Source organism: Streptomyces sp. NPDC030799 (assembly GCF_055572255.1).
In genome coordinates, this window is record NZ_JBVIDS010000016.1 from 200,440 (window position 1) to 220,944 (window position 20,505).

Annotated in this window: 14 protein-coding genes; 10 read left to right on the top strand and 4 right to left on the bottom strand. The window is 68.8% G+C overall.

What is annotated here, in order from left to right; translation table 11 throughout:
- Positions 1–25: 25 nt before the first annotated feature.
- Together ACZ41I_RS34475 and ACZ41I_RS34480 are read right to left on the bottom strand one after the other, a co-directional pair.
- Positions 26–1,558 (bottom strand): glycosyltransferase family 87 protein, encoded by a 1,533-nt coding sequence (locus tag ACZ41I_RS34475; RefSeq protein ID WP_399766857.1) that lies wholly within the window; start codon positions 1,556–1,558, stop codon positions 26–28.
- Between the two features lie 155 nt (positions 1,559–1,713).
- Entirely contained in the window at positions 1,714–4,395 is a 2,682-nt protein-coding gene (locus tag ACZ41I_RS34480; protein WP_468515889.1) for a transglycosylase domain-containing protein, read from the bottom strand.
- Between the two features lie 396 nt (positions 4,396–4,791).
- Between ACZ41I_RS34480 and ACZ41I_RS34485 the strand changes: the two genes are divergently transcribed.
- From ACZ41I_RS34485 to ACZ41I_RS34495, 3 genes are all read left to right on the top strand, one after another.
- A complete protein-coding gene (locus ACZ41I_RS34485) occupies positions 4,792–5,475 on the top strand; it encodes a PadR family transcriptional regulator (protein ID WP_363214115.1) in 684 nt (227 codons plus the stop codon).
- Between the two features lie 43 nt (positions 5,476–5,518).
- The gene (locus ACZ41I_RS34490; protein ID WP_363214116.1) at positions 5,519–6,601 is read left to right on the top strand and encodes an inositol-3-phosphate synthase; all 1,083 of its coding nucleotides are present in this window, start codon (positions 5,519–5,521) and stop codon (positions 6,599–6,601) included.
- Positions 6,602–6,704: 103 nt separating this feature from the next.
- A complete protein-coding gene (locus tag ACZ41I_RS34495; protein WP_468515890.1) occupies positions 6,705–7,967 on the top strand; it encodes an MFS transporter in 1,263 nt (420 codons plus the stop codon).
- A gap of 115 nt (positions 7,968–8,082) precedes the next feature.
- Here ACZ41I_RS34495 and ACZ41I_RS34500 read toward each other — a convergent pair whose 3' ends face one another.
- Entirely contained in the window at positions 8,083–9,525 is a 1,443-nt protein-coding gene (locus ACZ41I_RS34500) for a CCA tRNA nucleotidyltransferase (RefSeq protein ID WP_468515891.1), read from the bottom strand.
- A 277-nt stretch (positions 9,526–9,802) separates the two neighbouring features.
- On the opposite strand from ACZ41I_RS34500, the gene ACZ41I_RS34505 reads away from it, so the two are divergent.
- The 7 genes from ACZ41I_RS34505 to trxA all read left to right on the top strand — a co-directional run bounded on the left by ACZ41I_RS34505 (position 9,803) and on the right by trxA (position 19,581).
- Positions 9,803–12,181, top strand: a complete 2,379-nt coding sequence (locus ACZ41I_RS34505; RefSeq protein WP_468515892.1) for a DUF6049 family protein — start codon at positions 9,803–9,805, stop codon at positions 12,179–12,181.
- Between the two features lie 45 nt (positions 12,182–12,226).
- Positions 12,227–14,539: a murein biosynthesis integral membrane protein MurJ gene (gene murJ / locus ACZ41I_RS34510; protein ID WP_399766844.1), complete on the top strand. Its 2,313-nt coding sequence runs from the start codon at positions 12,227–12,229 to the stop codon at positions 14,537–14,539.
- A 118-nt stretch (positions 14,540–14,657) separates the two neighbouring features.
- Positions 14,658–16,379, top strand: coding sequence for a protein kinase family protein (locus ACZ41I_RS34515; RefSeq protein WP_399766842.1), 1,722 nt, complete (start codon positions 14,658–14,660; stop codon positions 16,377–16,379).
- 26 nt (positions 16,380–16,405) lie between these two features.
- Complete coding sequence (gene sigM / locus ACZ41I_RS34520; RefSeq protein WP_363214122.1) at positions 16,406–17,131, top strand: RNA polymerase sigma factor SigM; 726 nt, start codon at positions 16,406–16,408, stop codon at positions 17,129–17,131.
- A complete protein-coding gene (locus tag ACZ41I_RS34525) occupies positions 17,128–18,063 on the top strand; it encodes an anti-sigma factor family protein (protein WP_399766839.1) in 936 nt (311 codons plus the stop codon). The genes sigM and ACZ41I_RS34525 overlap by 4 nt, the downstream gene beginning before the upstream one ends.
- Positions 18,064–18,225: 162 nt before the next feature.
- A complete protein-coding gene (trxB, locus tag ACZ41I_RS34530; protein WP_363214124.1) occupies positions 18,226–19,197 on the top strand; it encodes a thioredoxin-disulfide reductase in 972 nt (323 codons plus the stop codon).
- 51 nt (positions 19,198–19,248) lie between these two features.
- Entirely contained in the window at positions 19,249–19,581 is a 333-nt protein-coding gene (trxA, locus tag ACZ41I_RS34535; protein WP_363214125.1) for a thioredoxin, read from the top strand.
- 52 nt (positions 19,582–19,633) lie between these two features.
- Here trxA and ACZ41I_RS34540 read toward each other — a convergent pair whose 3' ends face one another.
- Positions 19,634–20,251, bottom strand: coding sequence for a GNAT family N-acetyltransferase (locus ACZ41I_RS34540; RefSeq protein WP_399766835.1), 618 nt, complete (start codon positions 20,249–20,251; stop codon positions 19,634–19,636).
- Between the last annotated feature and the right edge of the window lie 254 nt (positions 20,252–20,505).

The following is a 20,505-nucleotide window of genomic DNA, read 5'->3' on the forward strand; positions in this document are numbered from 1 at the left end:
CATGACCTTCCACCGGTGTGTTCGCTCAGAGCGAACGGTCCTCGGCGGACGGGGGGACCGGCCGGCCCCAGTCCACCTGAGGTCCCTCGAAGTGGGCGGCGTGCCGCGGCGGATGGGCTGCCGCGCCGAACACGAAGACGTCCTGCGCGCCGTCGAGCACCCCGCCCGACGGGTCGTCGTCGCCGGACCGCCGCACCACGTCCCGCTCCGGCATGAGGATGTCCCGTACGACGACGGCACACAGGTACAGCGTGCCCACCAGATGCAGCACGATCGCCCATTGGTAGCCGTGCGTCGGCAGACCCTTGTGGGCGTCTCCGCTGGTCGTGTAGGCGAGATACATCCAGATGCCCAGGAAGTACGCCACCTCGCAGGCCTGCCAGACCAGGAAGTCACGCCACTTGGGCCGGGCCAGGACCGCCAGCGGCACCAGCCACAGGACGTACTGCGGTGAGTAGACCTTGTTGGTGAGGATGAACGCCGCCACCATCAGGAAGGCCAGCTGCGCGAAGCGCGGCCGGCGCGGGGCGGTGAACGTCAGCGCGGCGATGCCGAGGAAGCACAGCACCACCAGCACCAGGGCAGCGGTGTTCACAAAACCGGTACCGGGCGGGTTGGTGGAGTTCTGCGCCCAGATCAGCCAGAACGAGCCGAAGTCGACGCCCCGCTCCTGGCTGAACGTGTAGAACTTCGACCAGCCCTGGAAGGCGAAGAGCATCACCGGCAGGTTCACCACCAGCCAGGCGATCGCCGCGCCGCCGAAGGCCTGGGAGTACTCCCGCCACTTGCCGGCCCGCCAGCACAGCACGAACAGCGGGGCGAGCAGGAACACGGGGTAGAGCTTGGCGGCCGTGGCGAGGCCCAGGAGCACGCCGAAGGCGACGGGACGGCTCCGGGACCACATCAGCATCGCGGCGGCCGTGAGCGCCACGGCCAGCAGGTCCCAGTTGATGGTCGCGGTGAGCACGAAGGCGGGCGCCAGGGCGACCAGCAGGCCGTCCCAGGGGCGCCGGCGGTGGGTGCGGACCACACAGACCGCGATGACGGCCGCGCAGACCATCAGCATCCCGGCGTTGACGAACCAGTACCACTGCTCCTGGCGCTGGATGCCGCCGCCGTGCGGGGTCAGCCAGGACGCCACCTCCATGAACACGCCGGTCAGCACCGGGTATTCGAGGTAGTCCATGTCGCCCGAGAGCTTGTCGAAGTACGGCACGAGATGATCGGCGAACCCACGCCCCTGGTAGAGGTGGGGGATGTCCGAGTAGCACGCGTGTGTGTACTGGCTGCTCGCGCCGAAGAACCAGGCACTGTGGTAGCAGGGCGCCTTCTGGACCAGGCCGAGGGCGAACATGCCGATCGCCACGAGCGCGACGACCCGTACGGGGGTCCACCAGGAGGTCGCGAGCAGGGCGCGCCGTCCCAGCGGACCGCCGATCAGCTCACTGCCTGCCCGGGCGATCTCGTCCTCACTGGTCGGCCGCACCGGCTCTGCCGGGGTGGGCCGCACGGGCTCGGGCTCGTGCATGCTCGCGGGAGTCATCTCTGCACTGGGCATGGGGCACATCCTGCCGTATGCCGCTGTGAGCGTCGCGGGATCTGCCCCTCCACCGGTACGGCAGGCTCCGGAGAGCCGGTCTTGTCCTGCAGAAGGCGCGGAGGCCGGTGTCCGGCACCTGAAAGGGTGCTGAACACCGGCCTCCGGCCGTTCGGTCAGCCTGTCGGCCCGCCGAAGATGCCTCCATTGCCGTTGCCACGGGTGTTACCGCCGGGGCCGGTCGAGTCCGTGACGCTGGGCGACGGTTCGGTGCCTCCGGTGGTTCCGGTGGCTCCGCCCGTGTCCGTGCCGCCGTTGCCGTTTCCGTTGCTGTTGCCGTTGCAGGGGTTGGTCCAGCTCCACTGGCAGCTGTCGCTCGGGGACGGGGACGGAGACGGGGACGGGGACGTGTCGCTGGGCGTCGGGCTCGGCGAATCGCTGGGCGTCGGGCTCGGCGTGATGCTGGGGGTCGGCTTCGGGGACGGGGCACCGGCCTCGTCCTGGATCTTGCCGATCTCGGTGGCGTCCGGGAAGCCGGTGTCGTTGGCGTTCTTCAGCGCGGCCTTCATGTACTCGGTCCACACGGACGTCGGGATGTCACCACCGTGGATCGACGGGACGCCGGCCGTGCCGTTCATCGACAGCAGCTCATGGTCCTTCGGGTTCTCCCGGAACATCGCCACCGAGGTGGACAGCTGCTGGGTGTAACCGACGAACCAGGCCGACTTGTTGCTGTCGGTGGTACCGGTCTTGCCCGCCGCCGTACGGCCCAGGGCCTTGGCGTTCTTACCCGTACCGTTCTGGATGACGTTCTGCAGGACGTCCGTGACGTTGTTGGCCACGTTGGCCGGCATCGCCGTGGTGACCTTGGGCTGAGTGAAGCCCTGCACGTCCGCGCCGTCCTTCTTGACGGAGATCACCGAGTACGGGTCCGCATGCTTGCCGGACGCTGCGAACGTCGCGTACGCGTCGGCCATGCGGATCGCGCTCGGGGTCGAGGTACCGATGGCGAAGGACGGGTTCAGCGTGGAGAAGCTGTCGTCCAGGATGCCGCACGCCTTGGCGACGTCCCGGACCTTCCGCATCCCCACATCCATGCCCAGCTGGACGAACGGCGTGTTGACGGACTGCTCCATCGCCTTGCGCAGCGTGATGTAGCCCCAGGGGCGTGGGCTCTCGTTGACCTGGTAGAAGGGCTCGTTGTCCTTGGTGAGATACGGGGTGCCGTCCGGATTCATGACCTTGAGGTGGTCATTGCCGTTGTACTTGCTCAGCGGGGAGATTCCCTGCCCCCCGGACCTGTAGGTCCCGTCCTGCATGGCCGCGGCGAGCACGAACGGCTTCCACGTCGAACCGACCGGGACGCCGGAGGTGTCGGCGTTGTTCGTGAAGTGGCCGTTCTCGTAGCCGTCGCCGCCGTAGAGAGCGACGATCGCGCCGTCCTGGGGCTTCACCGACGCCGCGCCGAACTGGACGTACTTGTCGAGGTCCCGGCGTTTGGGATCGATCCGCTCCTTCTGGATCTTCTTCACGGCCGCGCTCAGCTCGTTGACCTTGTCCTTCTCGAAGGTCGTCTTGATCTGGTAGCCGCCCCGGTCGAAATCCGCCTCCGTGATGTCGGAGTGGGCGAGAACGTACTTCTTCGCCGTGTCGACCAGGTAGCTGATCTGGCCGGTCATCCCCTTGGTCGCCTTGCGGCCGTCGGGCATGGGGTACTTCGCGATGGCTTTCTGGTAGTCGGTGTCGCTGAGGTGGTGGTCGTTGTGCATCTGCTCGAGGATCCACTGCCAGCGTTCCTGCGAGCGCCTCTTGTTGTCCTTCGCGGTCGCCGATGGGTCGAGGTCCGCGTTGCCGGCCGGGTCGTAGTACGTCGGGCCCTTGAGCAGCGCTGCGAGGACCGCGCACTGGCTCGGCGTCAGGTCCACCGCGTTCTTGCCGTAGTACGTCTGCGCAGCCGCCTGGATACCGTACGCGCCGCGACCGAAGTACGAGGTGTTGAGGTACCCCTGCAGGATCTGGCTCTTCTTGAGCTTCGTCCCCACCTTGATGGAGATGAACAGCTCCTTGAACTTACGGGTGAGGGTCTGCTGCTGGCTCAGATAGGTGTTCTTGACGTACTGCTGGGTGATCGTCGAACCGCCCTGGGTCTGGCCGCCCCGCGCCATGTTGACCACGGCGCGCGCGATACCCATGGGGTCGACGCCCGAGTCCTGGTAGAAGCTCTTGTTCTCGGCCGAGATCACAGCCCACTGCATGGCGTCGGGGATCTGCGAGATGTCGACGTTCTGCCGGTTGACCCCCGTGCCCGTGGCCACCATCTGCTTGCCGTCGGCCCAGTAGTAGACGTTGTTCTGGGACTTGGCGGCATCCTGTTCGTTGGGGATCGAGACCATCGCGTAGCTGACGCCGACCAGCACCACCAGGCTTCCGACGAACCCGATGAAGAGCCCGGAGACGAGCTTCCAGGAGGGCACCCAGCGGCGCCAGCCGTACTTCCCGGCCCGGGGATAGTCGATCATCCGCTTCTTGCCGGGTGCGGTCGATGCACGGCCCCTGCCGCGCCCGGGACCGGCCGGGCCGCCGCGCCGGCCGCTCGGGCCGGCGTTGTCCATGCCTCTGCGGCGACTGCCTCTCTGCGCCGCCCGGCGGGCCTCGGCACGGCCGCCGTAGGCACGCTCATCACCTCCCGGCTCGTTGGCTCCCGACCCATAGGAACTGGACCCATAGGAGTCGGCTGGGGACCCAGTGGCGCCCCGCGGTGCCGCGCGGCGACCGGAGGACGAGCCGGACGGGCCGCGTCGGGCCGCGGCACGTCCGCCTCCCTGCGGCTGCGGCGGTTTGCGACGGTGCTCGCTCATCGAACGATTACTCCTCGGGCAGGCGCACCCGTGCGCGCCTGGAACGGCGGCTGGTTTCCGGTCCCCCCGGAGTACGGATGTGGTCGGTTCTGCATTCACCCGTACTGCACCGGGGACGACGACGCTCCCCGGGCGTCACGCGGTTCCCGGTGGTGTGCATGGCGCACAGACTACGCATCCCCAAAACCTGCCGAGCCCTGAAGTTCACCCCAAAAAGTGCAACTTGCATCGTATGAATCGGTGATGTGATCCCGTTCACCACCGTCGCTCTTGTCGCCTGCGGAAGGCCGTTCTATCGTCATGATGTATCGAGTCGATACATCAGCGCGAGATAAAGACGCTGAGAGGTACCGCGAGACCCGCGGGAGCGATCAGCCGGACCGAGGGGAGGCGACGATGAGCCGACGTTCCGGCATCCTCGAGTTCGCCGTGCTCGGCCTGCTGCGCGAGTCCCCGATGCACGGCTATGAGCTGCGCAAACGACTCAACACGTCCCTCGGTGTGTTCCGGGCGTTCAGCTACGGGACCCTGTATCCCTGCCTCAAGACGCTGGTCACCAACGGCTGGCTGATCGAGGAACCGGGCAGCACTCACGAGGACGCCCTCGCCGCTCCGCTCGCCGGACGCCGCGCCAAGATCGTCTATCGGCTGACGGCGGAAGGGAAGGAGCACTTCGAGGACCTGCTCTCGCAAACCGGCCCCGACGCGTATGAGGACGAGCACTTCGCCGCACGCTTCGCCTTCTTCGGGCAGACGTCGCGCGATGTGCGCATGCGCGTCCTGGAGGGCCGGCGCAGCCGTCTGGAGGAGCGCCTGGAGAAGATGCGCGCCTCCCTGACGCGCACGCGGGAGCGCCTCGACGACTACACGCTTGAGCTCCAGCGCCACGGGATGGAGTCCGTGGAGCGCGAAGTGCGCTGGCTGAACGAGCTCATCGAAAGCGAGCGGGCCGGGCGGGACCTGAGAGGTTCCGCGTCCGGGGGGTCCGCTCAGCAGGACACCACCACTGGATCGACGGGCGGCCTGCCCCGTCCCGGGGACACCCCCCGGACGGATACGCCCGACGACACCGCCACGTGAGACCCAGTCAGGGCCTCACTCGTACACACAGGGAGCAACCGGAATGGGTTCGGTTCGCGTAGCCATCGTCGGCGTGGGCAACTGCGCGGCGTCGCTGGTGCAGGGAGTCGAGTACTACAAGGACGCCGACCCGGCGTCGAAGGTCCCCGGCCTCATGCACGTGCAGTTCGGTGACTACCACGTGCGCGACGTCGAGTTCGTCGCCGCGTTCGACGTCGACGCCAAGAAGGTCGGCCTCGACCTCGCGGACGCGATCGGCGCCTCCGAGAACAACACCATCAAGATCTGCGACGTGCCCTCCACCGGTGTCACCGTCCAGCGCGGCCACACCCTCGACGGCCTCGGCAAGTACTACCGCGCCACCATCGAGGAGTCCGCCGAGGAGCCGGTCGACGTCGTCCAGGTCCTCAAGGACAAGCAGGTCGACGTCCTGGTCTGCTACCTGCCGGTCGGCTCCGAGGACGCGGCGAAGTTCTACGCCCAGTGCGCCATCGACGCCAAGGTCGCCTTCGTCAACGCCCTCCCGGTCTTCATCGCCGGCACCAAGGAGTGGGCGGACAAGTTCACCGAGGCCGGTGTGCCGATCGTCGGTGACGACATCAAGTCCCAGGTCGGCGCCACCATCACGCACCGCGTCATGGCGAAGCTCTTCGAGGACCGCGGTGTCCGCCTGGAGCGCACCATGCAGCTGAACGTCGGCGGCAACATGGACTTCAAGAACATGCTCGAGCGTGACCGCCTGGAGTCCAAGAAGATCTCCAAGACGCAGGCCGTCACCTCCCAGATCCCCGACCGGGACCTCGGCGACAAGAACGTTCACATCGGCCCGTCCGACTACGTGGCCTGGCTGGACGACCGCAAGTGGGCCTACGTCCGCCTTGAGGGCCGCGCCTTCGGCGAGGTGCCGCTGAACCTGGAGTACAAGCTCGAGGTCTGGGACTCCCCGAACTCCGCCGGCATCATCATCGACGCCCTGCGCGCCGCGAAGATCGCCAAGGACCGCGGCATCGGCGGCCCGATCCTGTCGGCGTCCTCGTACTTTATGAAGTCCCCGCCGGTCCAGTACTTCGACGACGAGGCCCGCGAGAACGTCGAGAAGTTCATCCGCGGTGAGGTCGAGCGCTAAGCCCCTTAAGGCGAACGCTCGCACGAGAACGCTCCTGCCAGGGCTGTGAAGGTCCCCGGGTTCACCGACCCGGGGACCTTCCGCATATGTGAGGCTGTGCCCCATGCCCGTCGTCCGTGACCTGCGCGTCCTGTTGCACCTGCGGTACTTCCGACGCCTGCTGTACATCCGCCTCCTGTCCCAGGGCGCCGACGGCGTCTACCAGGTCGCGCTCGCCGCGTATGTCGTCTTCTCCCCGGAGAAACAGACCTCGGCCACCGCCATCGCCTCCGCGATGGCGGTCCTGCTGCTCCCCTATTCACTGGTCGGTCCGTTCGCCGGCGTCCTGCTGGACCGCTGGCGGCGCCGACAGGTCTTCGTGTACGGCAATCTGCTCCGCGCCGTGCTGGCCGCGGCCACCGCCGCGCTGATGGTCAGCCAGGTACCGGACTGGCTGTTCTACGTCTCCGCGCTGTGCGTCACGGCCGTCAACCGCTTCATCCTCGCCGGACTGTCCGCGTCTCTGCCCCGTGTGGTGGACGCCGAGCGTCTGGTGCTCGCCAACTCGCTGTCGCCGACAGCCGGGACGCTCGCCGCGACCGCGGGCGGTGGTCTGGCCTTCGCCGTGCGGCTCGTGGCGTCGGGATCCGACGCGGCGGTGGTTCTGCTCGGCGCCTTCCTCTATCTGTGCGCCGGCCTCAGCGCCCTCACCCTGGCGCCCTCGCTCCTCGGCCCTGACCAGCAGCCGAAACGCCCGCACCTGTCCACCGCACTCGCCGACACCGCACGCGACCTCGTCGCGGCTGTCCGTCACCTGGCCGCCCCCCAGCGCAGGGCGGCCGCCTGGGCGCTGGCCGCGATGACGCTGATGCGCTTCTGCTACGGCGCGCTGCTGGTCCTTCTGCTCATGCTGTGCCGCTACGCCCTCTCCACGACGTCCGAGGAGGGGCTTCGACTGCTCGGACTCGCGCTGGCGGCGTCCGGTGCGGGATTCTTCGCGGCCGCTGCGGTGACGCCGTGGGCGGCGGGGCGCCTCGGTCCCGAGCGGTGGATCGCGGTGTGCTCCGGAGCCGCCACCGTACTGGAGCCTGCCCTCGGGCTGCCCTTCGCCGCCCCGCCCCTCCTGGCCGCGGCCTTCGTTCTTGGCCTGATCACCCAGGGCGCCAAGATCGCCACCGACACCATCGTCCAGGCCGGCGTCGACGACGCATTCCGCGGCCGGATCTTCTCCGTGTACGACGTGCTCTTCAACGTGGCCTTCGTCGGCGCGGCGGGAGTGGCGGCTCTGATGCTGCCGCCGGACGGCCGCTCGACACTCCTGGTGATCCTGGTCGCCGTGCTGTACGGCGGGGTCGCCGTTGCCTTGGCTCGGTTCGAGCGGCACTGAGGCTGCGACCGGGAAACGGAGAGGGGTGATGTTTCACGTGAAACATCACCCCTCGACGCCGGAAGCCCAGGCGGATGTTTCACGTGAAACATCGCCGAGCCCAACTCGGCAGAGATCAGCTCTGCTCGGCCCACCAGTCCTTGAGGGCCGTCACAGCCGCATCATGCTCCATCGGGCCGTTCTCCAGACGCAGCTCCAGCATGTGCTGGTACGCCTTGCCGACCACAGGGCCGGGACCGACACCCAGGATTTCCATGATCTGGTTGCCGTCGAGGTCCGGGCGGATCGCGTCCAGCTCCTCCTGCTCCTGCAGTTGGGCGATGCGCTCCTCCAGGCCGTCGTAGGCCCGGGACAGCGCGGCAGCCTTGCGCTTGTTGCGGGTGGTGCAGTCCGAGCGGGTCAGCTTGTGCAGGCGATCCAGCAGCGGGCCCGCGTCACGGACGTAACGCCGCACCGCCGAGTCCGTCCACTCGCCGGTGCCGTAGCCGTGGAAGCGCAGATGAAGTTCGACCAGCCGCGAGACGTCCTTCACCAGCTCGTTGGAGTACTTCAGGGCGGTCATGCGCTTCTTGGTCATCTTGGCGCCGACCACCTCATGGTGGTGGAACGAAACCCGGCCGTCCTTCTCGAAGCGGCGCGTCCGCGGCTTGCCGATGTCGTGCAGCAGCGCGGCCAGCCGCAGCGTGAGATCGGGACCGTCCTGCTCCAGCGCGATCGCCTGCTCCAGGACGATCAGCGTGTGCTCGTAGACGTCCTTGTGGCGGTGGTGCTCGTCCCGCTCCAGCCGCAGCGCCGGCAGCTCCGGCACCACATGAGCGGCGAGCCCGGTGTCGACGAGCAGACTGAGCCCCTTGCGCGGGTGTGCGGACAGGATCAGCTTGTTCAGCTCGTCACGGACCCGTTCGGCCGAGACGATCTCGATGCGTCCGGCCATCTCGTTCAGCGCGGTGACGACCTCGGGGGCAACCGTGAAGTCCAGCTGGGCGGCGAACCGCGCGGCCCGCATCATCCGCAGAGGATCGTCCGAGAACGACGCCTCGGGCGTACCCGGCGTCCGCAGCACCCGTGTGGCGAGATCCTCCAGGCCACCGTGCGGGTCGATGAACTCCTTCTCGGGCAGCGCCACGGCCATCGCGTTCACCGTGAAGTCCCGGCGGACCAGATCCTCCTCGATGGAATCGCCGTACGACACCTCGGGCTTGCGCGAGGTGCGGTCGTAGGCCTCCGACCGGTAGGTGGTGATCTCGATCTGGTAGCCACCCTTGTACGCGCCCACGGTGCCGAAGGCGATGCCGACCTCCCAGACGGCGTCCGCCCATGGTCGGACGATCTTCAGTACGTCCTCGGGGCGGGCGTCGGTCGTGAAGTCCAGGTCGTTGCCGAGCCGGCCGAGCAGCGCATCGCGCACCGATCCACCGACCAGGGCGAGCGAGAACCCGGCCTCCTGGAATCGACGGGCGAGATCGTCGGCGACGGGCGCCACCCGCAGCAGCTCAGCGACCGCGCGCTGCTGCGCCTGGCTCAGGGCAGAGGGAGTGTCTTCGTTGGGGTTCGGCACAACAGAAGAGGGTACGTGCCCCGGCGACCAGGGGCGCCCTCCATTTCCTCCAGGGACGGCCCTGGCCGGGGCTGCGGACGGCTCCCGGCATACCACCGCAAGCACTGCCCTCACGGCGTTCGGAAGGTCTCCCCTCGATACTGGATATAGAGGACGGGCTGTCGAGGTTTCCCGATCTTGTGGAGGAGACCGCGGCACTTCCGCTCAGCGCACATCGTTACCATGCGTGGACGCACATTCCGACGACCACTGACGACGACGAGGGACGGGCGAGCGCGTGGCCGAGGCGGCAGACTTCCAGGGGACCAGTGCCTCACCTGCCCGCCGGTGGCTGCGGCGCACCGGCGCGCTGCTCGCGGGGGCGCCTCTGCTGGCCGGGCTGCTGCAGCTGCCCGCCGCGGCGCCTGCACAGGCCGCTTCCTCGGACACGGTCTCCGTCTCCCTGGACTCGCTCGGCCCCAGCGCCCCCACGGACGGGGACACGCTGACCGTGTCGGGCACGGTGACCAACAACGGCAAGCAGACCGTCACCGGCGCCCACGTGGGTCTGCGGGTGGGTCCCCAGCTGAACACCCGCTCGGCGATCGACGCCGTCGCCCGGCACTCCGACGCCCTGCAGGGCGACACCGGCTCCGAGGTCGGCGGCAAGTACGAGGAGAAGTTCTCCAAGCTGCCCCCGGGCGTCGCCGAGCACTTCAGCATCTCCGTCCCCGTCGACAAGCTCGATCTCGGCGACGACGGCGTGTACGAGTTCGGTGTCTCCCTCTCCGGCCAGACCGCCGCGCGGCCCTGGGACCAGGTGCTCGGCATCCAGCGGACGTTCCTGCCGTGGCAGCCGTCCGAGGCCGGCACCAAGACCAGGACGACGTTCCTGTGGCCGCTGCTCTCCACGGTCCACATGACGGCCAAGACGGGCGCCGGCGAGCTCCAGACGCCCGTGTTCCTCAACGACGACCTGGCCAAGGAGCTGGCGCCGGGCGGCCGGCTGGCCCAGATGGTGGAGCTGGGCAAGGACCTCGACGTCACCTGGGTGATCGACCCGGACCTGCTGGCCTCGGTGGACAGGATGGCGACCGGTAACTACCGGCTGCCGGGCGACGGGGACACCACCACACCCGGCCCGCGGGAGCACCAGGCGGTCGCCAAGCAGTGGCTGGCGAACCTGCAGAAGGCAGTGGCGGGCAAGGAGGTCGTCGCGCTGCCCTTCGGTGACCCGGACCTGGCCTCCCTCGCGCACAACGGCACCAGCGTCACCGGCTCGCTCAGCCACCTCAAGGACGCCACCGACGTCGCCGCCATCACCGTCAAGACCGTGCTTCACGTCACACCGAGCACCGACTTCGCCTGGCCGGTGGAGGGTGCCGTGGATCCGGCGATCATGAAGGTGGCGACCTCCGCCGGAGCCGACCGCGTGATCGCCCGCAGCGACAGCCTCCAGGAGACGGCCGGGCTGTCGTACACGCCGTCCGCCGCCCGCCCGGTCGGCGGGGGCACCACGGCGGTGGTCTCCGACGCCCGGCTGTCCACGGCCTTCGAGGACGATCTGACGAAGGCGGGCTCGGCCACGCTCGCCGTGCAGGAGTTCCTGGCCCAGAGCCTCGAGGTGAACGCGCAGACCGACAAGCAGCGCAGCGTCGTCGTCGCCCCGCAGCGCATGCCCACGGGGAGCCAGGCGCAGGCGATGGCGGCGGCGCTGAAGGCGCTCCAGGGCGGGAACTGGTCCCAGTCCCAGGATCTCGGCGCGGCAGCCAAGGACAAGCCCGACCCGGATGCCACCACGCGCATCCCGTCGGGGTCCGCCTATCCCTCCTCGCTGCGCTCGCGGGAACTGCCGCGGACGGCCTTCGAGCAGATCGCGCGCACCGAGGACAAGCTCGACAGCTTCCAGGTGATCCTCTCCGACCAGTCCCGTGTCGTGACCCCGTTCGGGCGGGCCATAAACCGTGAGATGTCCACGTCGTGGCAGGGCAGGAGCGCGGAAGCGAGCAGCTACCGGGACGGTGTCGAGGGCTGGCTCGACCACCTGGCCGACCAGGTCAAACTGATCGACAAGTCGGAGACCAAGCTCTCCGGCCGCAGCGCCACCATCCCGGTGACCGTCCAGAACAACCTCGTCCAGCCCGTCGGACATCTGGTCCTGCGCCTCACCTCGAGCATGCCGACCCGTCTGAAGATCGGCGGCAAGGCCTACTCCGAGCAGCGGGTCGAGATCTCCGGCGGACACAGCCAGTCCGTGAAGTTCACCACCTCGGCCAATGCGAACGGCCGGGTCACAGTGGTCGCCCAGCTGTACACCGAGGACGGCGTGAAGTACGGCGACCCCGTCAGCTTCGATGTGAAGGTCACCGAGATCACGCCCACCGTGATGCTGGTCATCGGCGGCGGCGTACTCCTCCTCGTCCTCGCGGGCTTCCGGATGTACACCCAGCGCAAGCGCGCCGCGGCCCGCCAGAACGAGGACGGCACCGGCACGGCGGAAGAGGCCACCGACGAGCCGGGGAACCCCGGCGCCCCGACGGATCGTCTCCCGGAAAAGCCGGAGGAATCCGGCTCCCCCTCCGGGGCAGACGACCCGGAGCACCCGAGTGACCCTGCGCCGGACACCGCACCGGAAAGCACCGACCCGTCCGGGACGGGTGAGAGAGTGGACCGTTGAGCGATGTCGTGGCCGGTGAGCCAGGGACGATGAGGTGGGGTAAGCATGAACGCGCCGTACGACGGTGATCGCGGCCAGGGCGCGGCCGGCTCGGGCTACCCCGAGACGCCGCCCGAGCCCGGTCAGGTACCGCCGCAGCAAGCGGCGGACATGTACCTCCAGGACGCCTACGACCAGGACCCCTACCGCGCGCACGACCTGGCCGCGCAGGACCCGGTCGCCGAGGCGCTCTACGACCGCGCCGCGCACCCGCCGCCCCCTGCCGGCAGCTACGAGCACCAGCAGCCGCTGTACGGCCCGCCCGCCCCGTCACCGTATGCGCCCGACCCGCGGGTGTGGGCGCAGACGCCCGCACCGGAGCCGGAGGGCGCGACCCCGTACATGCCGTACGGCGACGACCCGCGCACGACCCAGTTCGTGGGCGTGGACGACCTGGTCACGCACTCGGGCGAGGAGTACCACGAGCCGGACGCGTTCGCGCACCTCTTCAAGGACCAGCAGCAGAGCGGTGGGCAGCCGCCCATGGATCAGCCGGGCTTCTCCGCACCGGCCGCCGCTCCGGGCACCGGATACGGTCCCGACGGCCACTACCCGGCCGCCCCGGCGAACCCGGTGCAGCCGCCGGTGCCCGCCCCGGCACCCGCACCGGACCCCGCAGGTCCGCAGGGGGACGCCGCGCCCGTGACTGCAGCGGCTCCCGCGGCCGCTGTCGCCCCCGCGAAGAAGGGCGGCAAGGCCGCCGGGCTGCTGAAGTCCAGTGCCGTGATGGCGGCGGGCACGATGGTCTCCCGCCTCACCGGCTTCATCCGCTCCGCGCTGATCGCCGCGGCGCTCGGCATCGGCTTCCTCGGTGACTCCTTCCAGGTGGCCTACCAGCTGCCGACCATGATCTACATCCTCACCGTCGGCGGCGGGCTCAACTCCGTCTTCGTTCCGCAGCTGGTGCGGTCCATGAAGGAGGACGAGGACGGCGGCGAGGCGTTCGCCAACCGGCTGCTGACCCTGGTGATGGTGGCCCTGGCCGCACTCACCGGTCTGGCGATGTTCGCGGCGCCGCTGCTGGTGCGGTTGCTGTCTCCCACCATCGCCGGCAACCCGGCCGCCAACGACGTGGCGGTCACCTTCACCCGCTACTTCCTGCCCTCGATCTTCTTCATGGGCATCCATGTGGTGATGGGCCAGATCCTCAACGCCCGCGGCAAATTCGGCGCGATGATGTGGACGCCGGTCCTGAACAACATCGTCATCATCGTGACGCTCGGCATGTTCATCTGGGTCTACGGCACCTCCGCCAACTCCCATATGGCGGTCGAGAACATCCCGCCGCAGGCCCAGCGCCTGCTCGGTGTCGGTGTGCTCCTCGGCCTGGTCGTCCAGGCGCTGGCGATGATCCCGTATCTGCGCGAAACCGGGTTCCGCATCCGGCTGCGGTTCGACTGGCGGGGCCACGGCCTGGGCAAGGCCGCGATGCTCGCCAAGTGGACAGTGCTGTTCGTCCTCGCCAACCAGGCGGGCGCCATGGTCGTCACCCAGCTGTCCACCGCCGCCGGCAAGAACTCCGGCGTCGGCGGCACCGGCTTCGCCGCCTACGCCAACGCCCAGCTGATCTGGGGTCTGCCGCAGGCCATCATCACCGTGTCGCTGATGGCCGCCCTGCTGCCGCGCATCTCGCGCTCGGCCGCCGAGGGTGACGCCGGTGCCATCCGCGACGACATCTCGCACGGCCTGCGCACCACCGCCGTCGCCATCGTCCCGATCGCGTTCGGTTTCCTCGCACTCGGCATCCCGATGTGCACCTTGATCTTCGGTTCCGCAGGCACCGGCTCGGCCACGAACATGGGCTACATGCTGATGGCCTTCGGTCTCGGCCTGATCCCGTACTCGGTGCAGTACGTCGTCCTGCGCGCCTTCTACGCGTACGAAGACACCCGCACCCCCTTCTACAACACCGTCATCGTGGCGGCGGTGAACGCGGGCGCCTCCGCGCTCTGCTACTTCCTGCTGCCCGCCCGCTGGGCGGTCGCCGGGATGGCCGCCGCGTACGGCCTCGCCTACGCGATCGGCGTGGGTGTCGCCTGGCGGCGGCTGCGCAAGCGGCTCGGCGGTGACCTGGACGGCACCCGGGTGCTGCGGACGTACGCGCGCCTGTGCATCGCCTCGGTGCCCGCGGCCCTGCTCAGCGGCGCGGCCTGCTACGGCATCGGGCACACCCTCGGCCAGGGCGTCCTCGGCTCCTTGGCCGCGCTGGTCGCCGGCGGTGCCGTCCTGTTCGGCATCTTCTTCGTGGCCGCCCGTCGGATGCGTATCGAGGAACTCAACTCGCTCGTGGGCATGGTCCGCGGACGTCTGGGCCGTTGAGGCGGGGGTAAGTGCACAACCATCGTCCGCCGCCGTGTGTCGTGCATAGCGGCGGACTGTGGGCACAATTGGTTTCGGCGTCGGACAGCGTGCAACGGATGGGGAGGCAGGGACGACGGTGGCGGAACGGAGCACGGCTGCCGTCGACGTGGCAGACAACAGCGGTGAGCAACCGCTGACCGCCAAGGCGGACCAGTCCACGGCCGACGGGGTGGCCAAGAACCCGGAGCGGGACACGGACAGCGACGAGGCACGGGGGAGCGGCGTGACCGAGGGTCCGGGGAAGAAGGCCTCGCCTCCCGAACTGCACAGCGGTCACAAGCTCGCCAGACGCTACCGACTGGAGGAGTGCGTCACCCGTCTGGACGGATTCAGCAGTTGGCGTGCGGTCGACGAGAAACTCCGTCGTGCCGTCGGCGTGCACATCCTTCCCGCGGACCATGTACGAGCCCGTTCCGTCCTGGCTGCCGCCCGTTCTTCCGCGCTGCTCGGTGATCCGCGCTTCGTCCAGGTTCTGGACGCCGTCGAGGAGAACGACCTCGTCTACGTCGTGCACGAGTGGCTGCCCGACGCCACCGAGCTGACCACGCTCCTCACGACCGGCCCGCTGGAGCCGCACGACGCCTACCAGATGGTCAGTCAGGTCGCCTCCGCCATGGCCGCCGCGCACCGCGAGGGCCTCGCCCATCTGCGGCTGAACCCGAACGCCGTGCTGCGTGCCTCGACCGGCCAGTGGCGCATCCGGGGCCTGGCCGTGAACGCCGCGCTGCGCGGCATCAGCTCCGACACCCCGCAGCGCACCGACACCGAGGGGATCGGCGCCCTGCTGTACGCCGCGCTGACCCAGCGCTGGCCGTACGAGAGCGACGCATACGGTCTGTCCGGCCTCCCCAAGGGCGTCGGTCTGATCGCACCGGACCAGGTACGGGCCGGTGTCCACCGGGGCCTGTCCGAATTGGCCATGCGCGCACTCGCCAACGACGGGGCCACTGCCTCCCGGCACGAGGCTCCGTGCACCACGCCGGAGGAGCTGGTGAAGGCGATCGGCGAGATGCCGCGCATCCGCCCGCCGGAGCCGGCGTTCACGGCTCCGCCCGAGTACCAGCGCACGACCTACCAGCAGGGCACGTACGGCCGCCCGGCGCCGCACCCCGGCGTGGCCCAGCCGATCGTGCCTCCGCCGCCCCCGTTGCAGAGCCGCACGGGCAAGGCCCTGAAGTGGGCGGTGTCGGCCCTGCTCATCGCCGCCCTCGGTCTGGGCAGCTGGCAGTTGGCGGACGCCCTGATGGACCGGGGTGGCAAGTCGGAGGACACCAACAAGAGCCAGACGACGGACGACGGCGACAAGGGCGCGGCGAAGCCGAAGCCACAGCCAATAAAGATCCAGAACGCCCGGGAGTTCACCGCCGACGGCCCCACCCAGAACTCCGGTGCCGAACCCAAGACCTACGACGGCAACCCGTCGACGTACTGGAAGACCAAGAGCTTCCTCGCGGGTCCGCCGATCGCGCCGTACAAGCCGGGTGTGGGCATCGTGTACGACCTCGGCTCGGCGAAGAACCTCAGCACCGCCACCCTCGACATGCGCTACGGCGGCGACCACACGACGGTCGAGTTGTACGCTGCGGATTCGCTGACGCCGGCGTCGCTGGGCTCCATGACGAAGATCGGCAGCGTCACGACCACGGGCACCACCGCCACGGTGAAGGTCACCAAGTCGGTCAAGACGCAGTACGTCCTCGTCTGGCTGACGGCCGTGCCGAACTCGGGGTACGACTCCACCCTGTACTCCACGGCGGGCTGGAAGCAGGCCATCGGCGAAGTGAAGTTCACAGGCTGACGTCGCACCCGGACCGGAGGGGGCAGATGGCGGAGGACGCCGGATACGACGGAGTGAGCGACAAGGACCTGCTCGCCCGCCATGTGGAAGGCGACTCCCATGCCTTCGGCGAGATCGTCCGGCGGCATCGGGATCGGCTCTGGGCGGTCGCGCTGCGGACGCTGGGGGACCGCGAGGAGGCCGCCGACGCGGTCCAGGACGCCCTGGTGTCGGCTTACCGGGCCGCTCATACCTTCCGGGGCCAGTCGGCTGTCACAACATGGCTGCACCGGATCACGGTGAACGCCTGCCTGGACCGTGCCCGCAAGGTGGCCTCGCGGAAGACGTCACCGGTCGACGACACCGAGCGGCTGGAGCAGCTGCTGGAGCCGCATGAGGCGGCCTCGGCGCCGGCCGAGCGGAACGATGTGCAGCGCCAGCTCTTCGAGGCACTCGGCACCCTCCCGCACGACCAGAGAGCCGCCCTGGTCCTGGTGGACATGCAGGGATACCCCGTGGCCGAGGCCGCCGAGATTCTCGACGTGCCGACGGGCACGGTGAAGAGCCGATGCGCCCGGGGCAGAGCGCGACTGCTGCCTCTCCTCACTCATCTACGGCCGGAAGGTTCCGGAAACGGGAAAGAACCCGGCACGGGACGGAACCGGGTGGAGGGGACATCCGTCCCACCTGCAACGGGGTCTCCGAGAGGAGCCCCGAAGAACGCCAGACCGAGCGATTCAGCCGTAGTGAAGGGCGGAGGTGGGCGAGCGTGACTTCCACGACAGACACGGCCGGGCACCCGGACGTCGCGGAGATCTCCGACCTCACCGAAGGCCTTCTGCCTCCGGCCCGCAGCGCGGATGTACAGCGCCATCTGGACACATGCGAGCTGTGCGCGGACGTCCATGCCTCACTGGAGGAGATCCGGGGGCTGCTGGGATCCGTATCGGAAGCAGAGCGTATGCCGGCTGACGTGGCCAGTCGTATCGATGCCGCCCTCGCCGCCGAGGCACTCCTCGGCGCCTCCGCCCCCGGACCGTCGAGCGCCGGAGTCCCCGGCGAGATCGAGCCGGGCAGGGAGAACGGCGAGGGTCATGTTTCACGTGAAACATCGGTTGCCTCGGACCGGCCTCCTGGTCGTCCACAGGCGACGACCGGTCCGGGACGCCAGGGGCGCGAGCGAGGGCGGCGGCGCAGGCGCGTGATGCTCGGGGCCGTTCTCACCGCGGCCGTCCTCGGGGCCGGGTCGCTGGTGATCGAGTCGCTGGGCGACCATTCCTCCGACACCACCGCCCACGGAGAGCCTTCGCCCTCCGTCGGGCCCTTCTCCGGCGCGAGTGTCCAGAGCCAGGTGAAGGATCTACTCGTCACCAAGAAGAGCACCCAGCGGGGATCCCCCAGCCAGCGGCCTCGTTCGGGCCTCAAGTCCGACCAGAACACCCCCGGGTCGACCGAGAGCGCGAACACCCTGATCCAGACCGAGGCATCCGTCCCCGATTGCATTCGGGCCGCACTCCACCAGGGGGACGACGTCTTGGGTGCCAAGGCCGGAAGGTACGACGGAAAGTCCGCCTATCTGGTCGTGGTGCCCGACGCCGGCGACAGCGCACGGGTCACGATCTACATCGTCGATGCGGCCTGTATCGGACAGCAGCCCGCTTCATCGGGCACCGTGCTGTTGAAGAAGTCCTATCCACGCCCCTGAGCTGCCGGCCACGACAGCAGCCACCGCAGCGACAGATCACATGTGGCGTGTGCCCCGGCACAGTGGGAATGCGCGCCCCGTAGGATCCGTTGGGTGGGGTGAGAGTTCTGAAAGGCACTCCCACCGGTCGACCGACGCAGACCAGAGACGAGGAAACAAGCCGTGAGCGACGTCCGTAACGTGATCATCATCGGCTCCGGGCCCGCAGGCTACACGGCGGCGCTCTACACCGCGCGCGCGTCGCTGAAGCCCCTGGTGTTCGAGGGCGCCGTCACCGCCGGTGGCGCGCTGATGAACACCACCGAGGTCGAGAACTTCCCGGGCTTCCGCGACGGCATCATGGGCCCCGACCTCATGGACAGCATGCGGGCGCAGGCCGAGCGTTTCGGCGCCGAACTGGTCCCGGACGACATCGTCTCGGTCGACCTGGAGGGTGACATCAAGACCGTCACCGACACCGCCGGCACGGTGCACCGGGCGAAGGCCGTCATCGTCGCCACCGGATCCCAGCACCGCAAGCTGGGCCTGCCGAACGAGGACGCGCTCTCCGGTCGCGGTGTCTCCTGGTGCGCCACCTGTGACGGCTTCTTCTTCAAGGACCAGGACATCGCCGTGATCGGCGGCGGCGACACCGCGATGGAGGAGGCCACCTTCCTCTCGCGCTTCGCCAAGTCCGTGACGATCGTCCACCGCCGGGACACCCTGCGCGCCTCCAAGGCGATGCAGGAGCGCGCCTTCGGCGACCCGAAGATCAAGTTCGTGTGGGACAGCGAGGTCGCCGAGATCCAGGGCGAACAGAAGCTCTCCGGTCTGAAGCTGCGCAACGTCAAGACCGGCGAACTGTCGGAGCTGCCCGTGACCGGTCTGTTCATCGCGATCGGCCACGACCCGCGCACCGAGCTGTTCAAGAGCCAGCTGGACCTGGACGAGGAGGGCTACCTGAAGGTCGCCTCCCCGTCCACCCGCACCAATGTCACCGGTGTCTTCGCCGCCGGTGACGTGGTCGACCACACCTACCGCCAGGCGATCACCGCGGCCGGCACCGGCTGCTCCGCTGCCCTCGACGCCGAGCGCTTCCTCTCCGCCCTCGCGGACGAGGACAAGGCGGAGCCCGAGAAGACCGCCGCCGTCTGACCTTCCCCCTTCCCCCTCGCCTCACCGCACGATCGAGTTAAGGAGCCCGCCGTGGCCGGCACCCTGAAGAATGTGACCGACGATTCCTTCGAGCAGGACGTCCTCAAGAACGACAAGCCCGTCCTGGTGGACTTCTGGGCCGCCTGGTGCGGCCCGTGCCGCCAGATCGCCCCGTCCCTCGAAGCCATCGCTGCCGAGTACGGCGACAAGATCGAGATCGTCAAGCTCAACATCGACGAGAACCCGAACACGGCCGCCAAGTACGGCGTCATGTCCATCCCGACCCTGAACGTCTACCAGGGTGGCGAGGTCGCCAAGACGATCGTCGGCGCCAAGCCGAAGGCCGCGATCGTTCGCGACCTTGAGGAGTTCATCGCCGAGTGACGTTTCACGTGAAACACGAATGGGCCAACCCGCATGGGCTGGCCCATTCGCTTTAGAGCGGTCGCAGCGCAGGCTCCTTCTGTACCGCTCCCAGAAGCCGGTCGAGCGCCATCTCCACGTCTTCCTTCCAGGAGAGCGTCGAGCGCAGCTCCAGCCGCAGCCGGGGATGTGTGGGGTGTTGCCGGACGGTCTTGAACCCCACGGCCAGCAGATGATCCGCCGGCAACAGGCAGGCGGGCTCCTTCCAGCGGGCGTCGCCGAAGGCCTCGATCGCCCGGAAGCCTCGGCGCAGCAGGTCCTTGGCGACCGTCTGCACGAGCACACGGCCCAGCCCCTGGCCCTGATAGCCGGGCATGATGAACGCCGTCATCAGCTGTACGGCGTCCGGCGAAACGGGGCTGGTGGGGAAGGCCATCGAGCGCGGGACATAGGCCGGAGGGGCGTAGAGCGCAAAACCCACCGGCACGTCATCGACGTACGCCACGCGGCCGCACGATCCCCAGTCCAGCAGGACGGCAGAGATCCAGGCCTCCTTCTCCAGCGCGGAGGTGCCCGCCTTTACCGCCGCTTCACCGCTGACAGGGTCCAACTCCCAGAAGACACACGAACGGCAGCGGGAGGGAAGGTCCTGAAGGTTGTCCAGCGTGAGCGGCACGAGCCGACGCCCCATGAAGGCTGTTCCTCGCTTCCTTCGCCCGCCGCATCACGAGCGGCTGTCAGAGCGCTCCGCTCCCTGAGCAGGCTGCCGACGAATCCGCCGACCACCCCAAGGCCCAGGCCCGCGCTCACCAGTCCGGTGCGGCTCATCGATCGCATGGCCCCCGTCTCCCCACTCAGAGATACAGACGCTGTCCGGTGGATGTGCCATACCCGATCGCATCGTATCCACGATGCGATTCGCTCGATAGCGACTCGAAGCAAAAG

Bases quoted from the DNA above. Each gene is read 5' to 3' on its own strand.
- ACZ41I_RS34540 (WP_399766835.1), bottom strand. From the start codon at position 20,251: ATGGGGCGTCGGCTCGTGCCGCTCACGCTGGACAACCTTCAGGACCTT.
- ACZ41I_RS34490 (WP_363214116.1), top strand. From the start codon at position 5,519: ATGGGTTCGGTTCGCGTAGCCATCGTCGGCGTGGGCAACTGCGCGGCG.
- ACZ41I_RS34475 (WP_399766857.1), bottom strand. From the start codon at position 1,558: ATGCCCAGTGCAGAGATGACTCCCGCGAGCATGCACGAGCCCGAGCCC.
- ACZ41I_RS34495 (WP_468515890.1), top strand. From the start codon at position 6,705: ATGCCCGTCGTCCGTGACCTGCGCGTCCTGTTGCACCTGCGGTACTTC.
- sigM (WP_363214122.1), top strand. From the start codon at position 16,406: ATGGCGGAGGACGCCGGATACGACGGAGTGAGCGACAAGGACCTGCTC.
- ACZ41I_RS34480 (WP_468515889.1), bottom strand. From the start codon at position 4,395: ATGAGCGAGCACCGTCGCAAACCGCCGCAGCCGCAGGGAGGCGGACGT.
- murJ (WP_399766844.1), top strand. From the start codon at position 12,227: ATGAACGCGCCGTACGACGGTGATCGCGGCCAGGGCGCGGCCGGCTCG.
- ACZ41I_RS34485 (WP_363214115.1), top strand. From the start codon at position 4,792: ATGAGCCGACGTTCCGGCATCCTCGAGTTCGCCGTGCTCGGCCTGCTG.